The organism is Halobacillus sp. 12SKB, assembly GCF_052941655.1.
In genome coordinates this window covers 3491229-3504414 of sequence record NZ_JBRFWR010000001.1, presented here as the reverse complement: position 1 = coordinate 3504414, position 13186 = coordinate 3491229, and the positions used below count along the sequence as shown (strand labels likewise).

The window sequence follows — 13186 nt, the reverse complement described above, 5'->3', positions numbered from 1 at the left end:
TGAATTGTCTTTCGCTATCTACGATTGTTACAAGCATAAAAGGCTATGTATCAAGCTTTCAGGGTTTAAATACCTCGGCATGATAGTTTTATACTTATAGTCCCTTCAAACTGAAAAGCTGATTATTCGTGAATTGGTTTTGAGACACTGATATAGCAAAGGGGCGGAGGTGAATGGCGAGACTCCTAACTTGAGTGTGCAGGCGCCTTGATCAGCGGCGTATGGACTGGACGGAGCTGGCGGAGATAAAGGAAACACGAAGAACAGAGTGATTCGATGTTGACTTATCGTACAGAAGCGAGGGAAGTCTCACTAGCCGCTAGGCGCCGGAACCGGATATTTAAGGAAAAAAGTGCAGGGTGAGACACCACAGGACGCAGTCCGAGGAGGCTAAAAAGAATAGAGGAAGTTCGATTAAGTTCGGCACGTCCTGTGCCAACATAGAACGACCCCACCTCGTGTGGGGCCCCGCGGAAAGCGAGCTATTCTCCGCAGCCCCCATCCACTCAACAGAAGTTTCGAAATTGAGTCTTCCACAAACCTGCCATTTAGTTTCATAACTACTATGGATCCTCTATCATAGAAACTGGTCATTAAATGAACGGATCGTTTCTGTCAGGGCCTCCATTTTTTCCTTGTCAGATACTGTGAAAGATTCTTTTTCTATAATGTATTTCACGTCGGTGTGGATCTGTTTTAAAGCGGTTGTGATTTCCTCGATTTTGTCTGATTCCTCGTTTTTGAAGGACTCCTTAGTAATCACTGACCGAAGTTTGAATAACTCATTCGAATAATCACGGAAGTATCCATTTTCCAATTCATTTGATCGTTCGGCAGCATTCAACAGCCTCTGATTTCCGGTCAATTGCTGAAGACTGCGGGTGAGCAATGTCTCTGCGTAGAACTTTGCTTTCTCATCTTTTTCGCTATGAAACGACTCAAAAGATAGGGTGACGTCTTCTATACGAAAAGGAAGTTCGGACACGGCGGATGTGGCGGCATCTCTTGTGAACGTGTCAATCTCAGAGGACCTGGTTGTATCGAACCAAAGATAAGCGAAAATGATGCTGGTTAATAAGAAGATTCCTGTGAAAATTTTGTACATGAGTAACGGCTCCTTTTTTGCTGTCCATCATTAACCGTATCGTATCATGGAACACGTTGGCATGTTTACTAAAAGAATTGAGTATTTCATGAACCTTTGAAATAATTGGTGAAAGGCGGGTTTACAAACGATGCGGCGTAATTTTCGGTAAGAGTGCAGGCACACCACTGTTTGGAAAGGCCTTTTCAGGAGGGGAAGCTCTGAATCTTGTGGAGGACTACAGGATTTGGTGCCACGACAAGCCTGAGAGCGAGAATGAAATCGTTCGAGTCACAAAGAAAGGCAGATTTCACATCCTCGCTATGGAAGACGGTGGAACTGTACTTGTTACTAACAGGAATATAAAGAAGACTAGTGGTGATATTTATACATGTGGTATAGGAAAGAAAAGCATCATTCAATAATCCCCTCAAAAAAAGTCCCTTGGTTTATGTTCCGTTCTAGAACGTAGGTTTTTCTGTTCACCAAATTGTCCATGTTTTACTCTGGTATTCCTACCATTGCTCTGATTAAATGAGAGGAGGAGTGAACCATCGCTCCTTTCCATTCGTAGTCTTTATAAAAGAGAAAAGGAGTAGGACCATGAAATATATCTCTATGTTTTGTTTACTTATTGTACTTGCACTGCCAATGACGGTAGGGGCACACACACATCTTGACAGCTCAGAACCTGAATCAGGAGGTGCGTTAACTTCTGAAAACCCAAATGTCACGCTGACCTTTGACTCAAAAGTCCAGGAGCCGACCGCCCTGACGGTTACAGGTGAAGATGGGCAGGAGTTCGAAATACAGAGCTATACCCATTCCCCTGAAAATGTCATTGAATTCAGCATTCCTGATGAAGTTGATGGTGGAGAGATTGAGGTCTTCTACAGCATCATTGGGGAAGACGGGCATGTGATGGAAAATCAGTTGCCTTTCACTTATACAGTGAATGAAGCGGCAGCTGAGGAGGATACCGAAACAGAGGATCCAGAAACCACTTCAGATGAAGATGAAAATACAAGCGGAGAAGCTGCTGAAAGTGAAGAAGTAGCAGGGTCGAACCAGGGGAATGAATCGATGGTCTGGATTGTACCGGTACTTGGATTCGGGATTTTGATTACGGCTGTTCTTGTATTTCTGGGGATCAGGAAAAAATCATGATTCATGCGTTAACGAATGGAGGCCTCTATGCTTGTCTCTCCATTCTGATTGGTGCAAGCCTCTTGTCCTTTTCTGATGAAAAGCTTGCTCAACGAAGAAAGATATGGACTGTTGTTACCCTACTGGTGCCAGTTTTCGCTCTATCTCCAATCATAGAGCTCTCAGTCACGCTTCAGGGGTATCGAGAAGGCAGCTTTTTCTCGAGTCTTATTCATGTGCTTACCCAGTTAAAGGGAGGACAGTCCTGGCTTCTTCTATTTTCCCTGTCTGTTCTTCTTGTGGTGTTGCTGAACACGGTAGAAAGGTCGAAAATCGTCTATTCATTCAGTCTATTATTCATCGTGGGGATGATTCTCACCCAAAGTTTGACAGGGCATTCTGCGAGCACAAATTCTTTTCAAGGGGCTCTCTTTCATACGATTCATTTTATCGCTGTAGGCGTATGGTCTGGAATATTGTTTGTTGTCAGCTATTTTTCTGATCGGGAGCACCATTGGGAATCTTTTGTGAGCTGGTTTACGAAGGTAGCTATCGGCTGCATCGTATGGGTCATCCTGACTGGAGTAGCTATGAGTTTATTATTATCAGAAAGCATCGTAGCTTCATGGATGCTCTCCTATGGTCAGGCGTTGGTAGTCAAACATCTTCTGTTTATCGTTCTCCTGCTGTTTGCCTTCGTCAATGGTTTTCTCATGAAGCGCTTAGTAGCGGAGGATCCAAATTTCTCACCGAGACGCTGGTGGAAAGCAGAAGGTCTTCTCATCGTTTTCATCTATACGATTACCGGATACATGACCGAACAGGAAACGCCGCATAAGATTGCACAAACACTGGAGCAACAGGAACCTTCTATCCTTTTCCGTCTATTCACAACGGTTGACGGGGTCGGTCCATTGACCCTTGCTCCGAATTTGATCAGTATCGCTTCTTTTGTCTTAGCCTTCATTTTTCTGCTGTTTACAGCAGTGATGATCAAGCGCAACTCGTTGGCAGGTACTTTTTTCGTCAGTGCCATGGTTGTATGGTGCTTGTACCTTGGTCTTATGAGTAGTGTATCATTGAGTTAGGCGGACACCTATGCGGGTGTCCGTTTTCTTATGAAATGAAACCATCAGGCTTGTTGAATCGTATTCACGCTTATTACTAAATTAAAGGGGATAAATAATGGATCTATCCATGAAAAGAAAGCTTGAAGTATTGAAGGAAGAAGAAATGCGCACCATTCTGTTTCATCAGTGGGCGATGTTCTCTTATGTTGAAGCGGGCAAGATATCAGAGAAAGAATGGCTACATCGGATAAAAGAAATGAATGAAAGAACAGAACGGGTGTGTGATGATCGTCTGACCCCGTTCCAAGCGGAGGAAGGGAGCGAAGTAGAGCATGTACATATCGTCTTTAGTGAATCTACAAAAGGTTCTTTGCAGCATGCTTTGAACCAAGAAGAGTCGAGGGAAGAAGTCATAGCTCTTTCTCCAATGTTTTCCATCGGGCCCATTCAGGATTTGGATAAAAAAGAAGGGATCGAAAAGCGGAAAGAATGGCTGTTCTATCATCTAGTCATAGATGATGAAGAGTGGATGCACATGGTAGAAGATTCCCTGAAGACCATTGAGAACTTGAGGTCCATTCCAGCCGGGGTGCCGGTTACAATCTGGACCAGTACCAATGCACACGAACAGACCGGGCTTTGTTTTGTGATGCATCTTTTGAATAAGAAACCGAACGAAATCGATGTGGTTCAAGTAACGGATGTTTTAGATTTTCCGCTTCACACAGGGGAACTCTCTCCCGGTCGTTTTGCGGTATTGTTGGAGCGTTCCTTTAGGTTCCCCGTGTCCGAACAGATCAAGAAATCCTATCGGGACGAATGGCAGGCTTTATCCCAGGAGAATGCGAATCTCCGAGTGTGGGAGGAAGGCATCCAATCCAAGACTGAAGACTATTTTGATGCGGTTCTCATCCAATCATTAAAAAGGTTGCAGGAGGAGAGTGAGAGGGAAGATTACATAAAAGCAGCCCGATTAATTGGAGAAGTGCTGGGGCACTCGTCACAAGTCGTGGGGGACAGCTTTTTTGAGTACCGCGTCCGTGAACTTGTCCTGCAGGGGGAATTCCTGATTAGAGGTGTTCCGAGAGGGATGAGGTATTACGAAGTGAAATGGAACACAGGACCAGTCATTTAGAATGATAGGAAAAAGAAAAAGCTTGGCTGCTTAGCCAAGCTTTTTCTACGCACGTTTCATCCATTCCTCCCTAAGGACACCCATACGGATCGAATCATAAAACTGACCCTCATAAATGCGGCACTTCCTCAAACGGCCTTCCACTTTCATGCCGAGCTTTTCACCGACTCGCATCATCCGCTCATTTTTGGACCATGTCGTGAGACCCACGCGCGCAAGGGGAAGTGTGCGAAACAGATAGTCCACCCAAAGCTCCAGCGCTTCTGATCCATACCCTCCGTTCCAATAGTCGGGGTCATAGATGCCGATACCGACCTCAAGCCATAGGGATGGTTTGTGTTCCCAATAATAAGTGACGGTGCCGATCGTTTTTCCATCCACTTCGATGATCAGTCGTGAGTCGGGTTCGTTCGGTCCGAGCCTGTGGATGCGGGCTTTTTCGTGACTGCGATAGCTATCAAGAGTATGAGGCTCGAGCGGATAATAAGGCGCATCCCATTTTTTCCATTCCGGCTGGTCGCCATTGTAGATCAACTGGTACAAAACGGGGATGTCTTTCTCGGAAATCGTCCGTAAAGTTACCCGTTGTCCTTTTAATTGCTCATCGTTTTTCAATCGTTGCAGCATCCGCCTGCCTCCGTTCCGTGTTTTCTACCATCGTACCATAAGTGAGAATGGTTGTTTGAATAATTTCGTTTACGGTTATAAAAGAATAAGACGTACATAGGTAGGTGAAACGCATGATTGAGGTTATGGCTTATAATAGAGAGTCTGGGTTGCATAATGGTCTCTCCATCGAAGAACTTTCCAGCGGGGACTGGGACTGGTATTGGGTCGACTTCAATCAACCGTCGGAAGGGGAAGTAACGCTCTTAGAGAAAACGTTCGAGTTCCACCCCCTGGCGGTTGAGGACTGCCTGCACGGGCTGCAGCGTCCGAAGCTGGATTACTATGACGATCACAGCTTCATCGTTGTCCACTCCATAAATCCACAGACACTGGAGCGGGAGGAAATCAACGTTTTTCTCGGTCATTGTTCCATCGTCACTTTTCATAAAGAGAAGAATGAACCGCTGGAACAAGCGAAAAGGATCGTCAAGGGTAACAAGCAGCATGAGGATGTCGACGAGTATTATGTCTTTCATCAGATTCTGGATAAGGTCGTCGACCATTATTTTCCGATCATTTATAAAATTGAAGACCACATCAATGAAATCGAAGACAACACGAAAGACTTGTCGATGGAAAGGCTGCTGGAGGAGTTGTTCGACCGGCGCAGCGAACTGCTGACGTTGAGGCAGACGATTCATCCGATGAGAGATCTGCTCTACCGTATTTTGAACACAAGGCACTTGGACGGGGTGTTTGATCGACGGGAATACTTTGCAGATATCCATGACCACTTGATCAAAGTGGCCGACATGGTTGCATCAAACAGGGAAATGACGCAGGATATCCGGGACAGCTACTTGTCCTTGAACTCCCACGAAACCAACCGGACGATGCAGATTCTCACGGTCATCAGCGTCATCTTCATGCCGCTGACATTCATTGTTGGTGTGTATGGCATGAACTTTGCCAACATGCCTGAGCTGCAGACGGAGTACGGCTACTTTGTCGTTTGGGGAGTTATGATTGCGGTCTCGGTTGCGATGTTTATCTGGTTCAGAAACAAAGGATGGTTTGATTGAATCTAAGACGTAAGACGGAAGCCACCAGGGCAGGTGGCTTCCGTCTTTTTTCAGTCCAGAGGATGAGGAGAAATCACTCCACCGGCCGTTAGAAAGAAAAGGGTTGCGGTCTATACTTAAGATAACAAGAAAACAAAGGAGATGACCGGAATGATCAACATCTTTGAAGTCTCTACCGATATCCAGGACCGCCGCCCTCGCTGATTATATAGAACTAACGCTCGTGACTGAGAGGTCGCGGGCGTTTTTTTGTTGAGCGCATGACATAGGATCTGCTTGTTAGGGGTTTTGGACATTTATCAGTCTCAATTAAGAGTTTATCGATTACTTTTAAGCTTTTATCAGTGGCTTTTGAGGTTTTATCGGTAACTTTTGCACTTTTATCGGTGGGTTTGAAGCATTTATCAGTATCTATCTCTCTGAGACAGAAGGCGGAAGCGGCTCAGTCCTTTCCCCTCCGTCTTTTTTCGGTCCAGAGGATGAAGGGAAATCACTCCAACGGCCGTTAGAAAGAAATGGAAAGCGCTCTATACTTAAAGTAACAAGAAAACAAAGGAGATGACCGGAATGATCAACATCTTTGAAATCTCTATCGATATCCAGGAGCGCCGCCCTCGCTAATAAAAAACGGTCGTGACGAATGTCACGACCGTTTTTAAATATTATTTAAGATTCTTCTTCGTCCTGGTCGAACCAAAGAAGTTCCTGTTCATCAACAAAACCATTGTAGTTGATGTACACTTCTTCATCCGCTTTGATATCTTTGTAAGCATAAAAGTCAAACGTGTGTGTCTCGAAATTGATGACATAGTTGGCGTTCGGCTCATAGGAGTGGTTGAACATCATTCCATAGCCGAGCACGAAGGCTGTGTGATTTTCGCCATATTCGAACGCATAATCAGCCAGGCGGGTTTTTTCAATGTGGACATGTTCTTCATTTGGATAAGGGATGACAGGAGCCTGGTGAATGAGCTCATTTTTGGCAATATCCCTTTTTGCGAAAATGCCGCGGTTCAATTCTTCGTTTTCCAGTGTAGACATACGTACTTCGATCATCGTCTCACCTCCGTGATTTTTCTTCTATAAAAGCGATCCGTTCCCACGGATAATCTCGTTTCTTCGACTATTCAAGTCTGACAGGTATCGGAATGGAAAGCAACTTTCTTATTTTTCAGTTTTCCTCAAAAAGAATAGGAAAAGCAAGTGGAAAGATACTATCTCTAACAATCTTTTTTTGGAAGGGATCGCTTGCTGATGAAAAAATTCAATACAGTTTTCAAGGTTTCAGCTGGAATCATGCTTGTTCTCGTCATCATCGGTATCGTCTGGCCGGATGGCTTGGAACAGATGACCACGAACGTCAAAAGTTTCATCGCCAACAAACTGGGCTGGTATTATTTGATCGTCGTCACACTATTTGTACTTGTTTGTCTCACCTTCCTATTTACCCCGCTTGGGCGGATCAAGTTAGGGAAAAAGGGGGAGAAACCCGAATTTTCACGTCCGACCTGGATTGCGATGCTTTTCAGTGCCGGCATGGGGATCGGGATCGTGTTCTGGGGAACAGCGGAACCGATCAGCCACTATGCCATCAGTTCACCGACGGGGGAGACCGGAACTGATCAGGCGATCAAAGATGCGATGCGGTTCACCTTTTTCCACTGGGGCATTCATGCGTGGGCGATCTACGGGATTGTTGCGCTTGTGCTCGCATATTTCAATTTCCGTCACGGCCATGCAGGGCTGATTAGTGCCACATTAAAACCATTAATCGGGGAAAAGGCGGCAGAAGGAGCGTTTGGGAAAGTCATTGATATCCTTGCCGTCATCGCGACCGTCATCGGGGTGGCGACGACTCTTGGGTTCGGTGCCGTACAGATCAATGGAGGACTGTCCTATCTATTTGATATTCCGACCGGCATTGTCGTTCAATTCATTATCGTCGCGATCGTCACCGTTTTGTTCATGATTTCCGCCTGGACGGGTTTAGGAAAAGGAATCAAGATCCTCAGTAATGCGAACATGGCGCTTGCAGGTCTTCTTTTTCTCCTTGTTTTCATTGTAGGGCCGACCATGTTCATCTTGAACATCTTCACCAGTTCCATCGGGGCCTATTTTCAATACTTGCCTACCATGAGCTTTCGGATTGCCCCGCTTAATCAGGAAACGCGTGAATGGATCAATGCGTGGACGATCTTTTACTGGGCATGGTGGATCGCGTGGTCGCCGTTTGTCGGAGTGTTTATCGCCCGTGTTTCGAGAGGGCGGAGTATTCGTGAGTTTGTTTTCACAGTCCTAGTTGTGCCTTCGATCATCGGATTTCTATGGTTTGCGACCTTCGGCGGTACAGCTATACAACTGGAGCACAATGCGATTGATACGATTTCATCTCTGGCGACAGAAGAATCGTTGTTCGGAGTATTCTCAAACGTTCCTCTCGGATGGCTGGCTTCGATTGTTGCGATGACATTGATCGCTACGTTCTTCATCACATCCGCAGACTCGGGAACTTTTGTCCTCGGAATGATGACGACGGGTGGTTCTGAAACACCGGGAACGTCCATCAAGCTGACATGGGGTGGGCTGCTGTCTGCAACAGCGTTGGCTCTTCTCTATACAGGAGGGCTGCAGGCGCTGCAAAATACGATGATTATCGCAGCCCTGCCATTTTCGATCATCATGTTGATGATGGTCATCAGTTTTGTGAAGGCGATCTACAAAGAGGGCAGGGAGCTGGGTGTAGGACGGTTCAACCCGCCTGACGATAAAAAATCATAAAGCAAGCCCCTGATCTGAAAAAGATCGGGGGCTTTGTTCGTTGCGTATTTATTTACCGAGTACGTCATGATCGACATAACGCTTGCCATTCAACTCACTAATGACGTTGATGGCCACCTTCGCTCCATCCCCTGATGTCACAATCGTATGGACACTCACACCGGCAACAGTACCGGCAGCCCAAACTTTCGGCTTGGACGTACGTCCGTGTTTGTCGGTCTCAATGATTTTGGCTACGCGCGGTTCGGTCCCTTCGACCACATCAAGACCGAAGGATTCGGCAGCTTTCACAGACATGCCAGTCGCAAAAATGACGTGGGAGGCTTCATAACTGCCCTCTCCTGTATGGATGACATAGAGCTCTTCTTTTTCCTCAATGGAAACCACATCATCCTGGATGATTTCTGCTCCGAAGTTCTCTGCCTGTTTCTGTCCCTGTTCTAATAACTTCGGACCTTCAATCGGATCGACGCCGTAGTGGTTTTCGACCCAGGCTTTTGCTGTAATGCTTTTTCCGTTATCAAAAAGAATCGTTTTCTTGCCGGCTTTTGCTGTGAAAAGCCCGGCACTGGCACCAGCAGGTCCGGCACCGATAATCGCTACATCGTACATCCAACCACTCCTTTTTGAAGTTTCTCCTCCATTATATCTGAATTTTCCGTCCATTTAAATTTTGACAGTATGGTTTTGGTGAACAATCTGGCCGAATTGTGGAAAATTCGATTTCGAGACTTTTGTTGGAGTTTAAGGCTCCGGGAAAAGCTTCGCTTTCCGTGGGCGAGTGATGAGCCTCCTCGAGCTAAAGCTCTGCGGGGTCTCATCTACCACGCACTTCCCACAGGAGTCTCACCGTTTCCTTCCGCCCCTTTACCAAATGAGGTTCTCGAAATCCCTCATATAGTAACCTGCCTAGTAGTGTTGTGAAATCCTGCTTAATCTGCATCGGGATACGATTCTTAACTACAAAAGCTCTTATTACTGGAAGGTAGTTTCGATAATGTCTTACGAAAAGTGGGTGGAGAGGAATGGCGAGACTCCTATCTTAAGTGTGCAGGCGTCTTGATTAGCAGCGTATGCACTGGACGGAGCTGGAGGAGATAAAGAAAACACGAAGAACGGTGTGATTCGATGTTGACTTATCGTACAGAAGCGAGGGAAGTCTCACTAGCCGCTTAGGCACCGGAACCGGATAACTAAAAGGACGTATGGGACAGGTGAGACCCCGGAAGGCGTAGCCTGAGGAGGTTCACCGCCCGCCCCATGGAAAGCGAACGGTTTACCGGAGCCCTATCCACTCATCGACCATCTCGAAACAGAGTCTTTAACACCTGGGAGCTTATATGAAATAAATATGAAGACAAAGTAAAATTTTCATATCCAACGTTTGACCGTTGCTTTATTTAGAGATGTCCTGTAGAATCATTTCGGGTAACGAAATAATGGAAGGGAGATCAAAACATGAAGGAAGAACAACAAGTACGTAACCCAAAGGGATTATTGATCTCCCTTTGCGCGGTTATGATGATGTCAGTGATGAATGGGACGATGTTCAACATCGCCGTACCAGATATAGCAAAAACGTATCAATTGATGCCATCGGAAGTCAGCTGGGTCATGACTGGATATATAATGGTCTATGCCGTCGGAGCTCTTACTTACGGAAAACTGGCGGACTACTATCCCTATCGAACGTTGATTACGTTCGGACTCAGTATATTTTGTGCCGGATCCTTGTTCGGCTTTTTCGCTCAGAACTATGGGATGGTGCTGTTAGCGAGGGTCATCCAGGCTGTCGGTGGGGCCATGATTCCGGCACTCGTTTTCCTGGCACCGATCCGTTATTTTCCGAATGAACGCGGGAAAGTGCTCGGCATCGTTTCCTCTGTAATGGCTTTTGCTTCAGGTGTCGGTCCGATTGCGGGTGGCTTCATTGCAGGTTTTCTCGATTGGCGTTATTTGTTCTTAACGTCCGCGATGATTATCATTACATTGCCATTCTTACGTAAAAACCTGCCTCAGGAAGAGTCAAAAAAGGGGTACATCGATTACGTCGGTGCCGCTTTGATCGCTGGGGTAATTTCCACGCTGATGCTAGGTATTACACTCGGAATCACATGGTTATTCCTATTTACGGTACTGTTCTTTGTTCTGAATTTATGGCGGATGAAGGCGATTGACGAACCGTTCATACCGGCTCATCTATTCAAAAGCAACCCGTATAGAGCGACCATCATTACAAGCTTTCTCGGCGTCGTGTGTTTGTTCGGCATGATGTTCATGCTGCCGATCATGTTCCGTGATGCCTATGGACTTGGAACGATGATGATCGGTCTCGTCCTTTTCCCAGGAGCCTTAAGTGCAGCCTTGATGGGCCAAAAAGGTGGAAACCTCGTCGATTCGAAAGGGAACACGTTCGTTCTTTATATGGCACTCGGTTTATTAGGAACTGGATTTGTCGTGTTGTCTACACTTGTCGGAGCTCATCCGTATATCGTAAGTGCAGCGATTATCATTGCCTACATGAGCTTCCCGCTCGTGCAGGCATCATCCGCTGATATCCTTGCGAACATTTTACACAAAAATGAAACCGGGGTAGGGATGGGTGTGTTTAACCTGCTCAACTTCGTATCCGGTGCGCTGAGTGGGGCTTTGATTGGCAGAGCGCTTGATGTATTCAACCCGAACCAGCCGTTCAACTGGTTTGGTTTTGAAGGCACGACAGCAGTTTACAGCAACATTTTTCTTGCGTTCGCGCTCATCATCCTCCTGGGATTTCTACAGTTCCGCTTGAACTTTAATAAAAAAGAACAGACGTATGCGCAAAAGAAACCCGCTTCCTTGTAAAAGGAGCGGGTTTTCGTCTTATGTATAAAGAATTGCGAAGGAGTCTCTGGATAGGTATGAAAAACTAAGATGATCACTCCTTCGCTGGGAAGAAGTTTCATGATAATTCGACATTTACATCCTACAGTGGACTTCATAATTATTATACAAAAGTTATACTAGGATAGAAGTTTCGTTTTGAACCATATCTTCCTTGTATTTTCTACGGCATGTACTTTCAGCAATATGATCCTGCCATTCGCCTTTGATTTCGTTGTAAACATCATCAACACACTCGCCATCGATAATCATAACAAACGACTCTTCCTTGTTCATGAATAGGAAAAATGATAATAATTTCGGAAGGTGCCCAGCATCAGCAATCAGCTGATTTTGATGTAAGTATAAGTCACACCCATTTTTCGAAATCTTTTTGTACACTTTCATAATCTGGTTTGTTTTTAACGGGCGGTTCAATGTGATTTGGTAAGAAGACAGCTCATTCACTGTCGTCACCTCCGTAATGTTTTGTTGCTATATCACTACCCGTGCAAAACTTGTACTAAACATTTCGCCATATTCAGTGTTCGTAAATCATCTTTCGAGTCATCCCGCCATCAACGGTCATGTTTTCTCCATTCACAAAATCATTCTCTCGATCCGTCAAATAAAAACAAGCTTTGGCAACGTCCTTCACTGTACCTGCACGATTGGATAAATGCTGATGATGATCCTTATCTCTTAACTCATCAGGGTCTCCTGCATGAATCCATCCTGGACTGATGCTGTTCACCCGGATGTTGTAGGGAGATAAAGAAGCGGCCATCGCATGGGAGAGTGAGAAAATGCCTCCTTTACTAGCCGCATAGGCTTCTGAATCCGGCTCAGACATAAATGCCCTCGTGGACGCGATATTCACAATGCGACCTGGAGTCTCCTCCTTTTTCCAACGCTCAGCTGCATATTTTGAAAAAAGAAAGCAGCTGCGCAAGTTCGTATTCAGCACACGGTCCCATTCATCCACATCCAACTCGAACATCGATTTGAATTCACTTACCCCGGCATTATTGATGAGGATCGAAAAAGGATCTTTGATGTTTTTAAAAAGAGTCTCGACCTGTTGTGGATCACTCACATCACAATGGAAGAATCGTCCATTCACCTTTTCCATCGTTTTCCGGCCTTTTTCTTCCTGCACATCACAGCCAATCACCTCGTACCCTTTCTCTGCATAAGCTGTAGCTAATCCACGTCCAATGCCCTCGGCAACGCCTGTAATAAGTACTGTTTCGTTCTGCTTTGACATGTTGATCCCTCCCCGGTATCGTTTCCTTTTTCTATTATAGGGTAAACTTCCTTATGGACGTGAAACAAAGACTTGTTTCGTATACTCCTCACCAAGCTTTTCCTTCCCCACCAATCTCTTCTGAAGCGACCAACCTTATAAGTGGAATCTTGT

At 45.6% G+C, this 13186-nt stretch carries 12 protein-coding genes; 6 read left to right on the top strand and 6 right to left on the bottom strand.

The annotated features are described in order from the left end of the window. Positions 1–577: 577 nt before the first annotated feature. Positions 578–1105 (bottom strand): hypothetical protein, encoded by a 528-nt coding sequence (locus ACQ4XT_RS17470; RefSeq protein ID WP_446854768.1) that lies wholly within the window; start codon positions 1103–1105, stop codon positions 578–580. A gap of 582 nt (positions 1106–1687) precedes the next feature. Here ACQ4XT_RS17470 and ACQ4XT_RS17465 point away from each other — a divergent pair. The 3 genes from ACQ4XT_RS17465 to ACQ4XT_RS17455 all read left to right on the top strand — a co-directional run bounded on the left by ACQ4XT_RS17465 (position 1688) and on the right by ACQ4XT_RS17455 (position 4435). Beyond that, entirely contained in the window at positions 1688–2251 is a 564-nt protein-coding gene (locus ACQ4XT_RS17465; protein ID WP_446854767.1) for a copper resistance CopC family protein, read from the top strand. Continuing rightward, positions 2248–3318, top strand: a complete 1071-nt coding sequence (locus ACQ4XT_RS17460) for a CopD family protein (protein ID WP_446854766.1) — start codon at positions 2248–2250, stop codon at positions 3316–3318. Before ACQ4XT_RS17465 ends, ACQ4XT_RS17460 begins: the two co-directional genes overlap by 4 nt. A gap of 97 nt (positions 3319–3415) precedes the next feature. Continuing rightward, positions 3416–4435, top strand: coding sequence for a DUF1835 domain-containing protein (locus ACQ4XT_RS17455; RefSeq protein ID WP_446854765.1), 1020 nt, complete (start codon positions 3416–3418; stop codon positions 4433–4435). 45 nt (positions 4436–4480) lie between these two features. Here the strand turns inward: ACQ4XT_RS17455 and ACQ4XT_RS17450 are convergent, their stop codons facing one another. Continuing rightward, a complete protein-coding gene (locus ACQ4XT_RS17450; protein WP_446854764.1) occupies positions 4481–5062 on the bottom strand; it encodes a GNAT family N-acetyltransferase in 582 nt (193 codons plus the stop codon). Between the two features lie 113 nt (positions 5063–5175). Here ACQ4XT_RS17450 and corA point away from each other — a divergent pair, with 113 nt between their 5' ends. Beyond that, entirely contained in the window at positions 5176–6126 is a 951-nt protein-coding gene (corA, locus tag ACQ4XT_RS17445; protein WP_446854763.1) for a magnesium/cobalt transporter CorA, read from the top strand. Between the two features lie 666 nt (positions 6127–6792). Here the strand turns inward: corA and ACQ4XT_RS17440 are convergent. Then, a complete protein-coding gene (locus ACQ4XT_RS17440; protein WP_226588913.1) occupies positions 6793–7182 on the bottom strand; it encodes an SET domain-containing protein in 390 nt (129 codons plus the stop codon). Between the two features lie 198 nt (positions 7183–7380). On the opposite strand from ACQ4XT_RS17440, the gene ACQ4XT_RS17435 reads away from it, so the two are divergent. After that, a complete protein-coding gene (locus ACQ4XT_RS17435; RefSeq protein WP_446854762.1) occupies positions 7381–8904 on the top strand; it encodes a glycine betaine uptake BCCT transporter in 1524 nt (507 codons plus the stop codon). 48 nt (positions 8905–8952) lie between these two features. On the opposite strand, the gene ACQ4XT_RS17430 is transcribed toward ACQ4XT_RS17435, so the two are convergent. Next, positions 8953–9516 carry an FAD-dependent oxidoreductase gene (locus ACQ4XT_RS17430; RefSeq protein WP_446854761.1) on the bottom strand — a complete coding sequence of 188 codons (564 nt, stop codon included), beginning with the start codon at positions 9514–9516 and terminating at the stop codon, positions 8953–8955. Between the two features lie 846 nt (positions 9517–10362). On the opposite strand from ACQ4XT_RS17430, the gene ACQ4XT_RS17425 reads away from it, so the two are divergent. Continuing rightward, entirely contained in the window at positions 10363–11748 is a 1386-nt protein-coding gene (locus tag ACQ4XT_RS17425; protein ID WP_446854760.1) for an MFS transporter, read from the top strand. Between the two features lie 153 nt (positions 11749–11901). Here the strand turns inward: ACQ4XT_RS17425 and ACQ4XT_RS17420 are convergent, their stop codons facing one another. Beyond that, the gene (locus tag ACQ4XT_RS17420) at positions 11902–12234 is read right to left on the bottom strand and encodes a hypothetical protein (protein WP_446854759.1); all 333 of its coding nucleotides are present in this window, start codon (positions 12232–12234) and stop codon (positions 11902–11904) included. Positions 12235–12307: 73 nt separating this feature from the next. Beyond that, positions 12308–13033, bottom strand: a complete 726-nt coding sequence (locus tag ACQ4XT_RS17415) for an SDR family NAD(P)-dependent oxidoreductase (RefSeq protein ID WP_446854758.1) — start codon at positions 13031–13033, stop codon at positions 12308–12310. Positions 13034–13186: the final 153 nt, after the last annotated feature.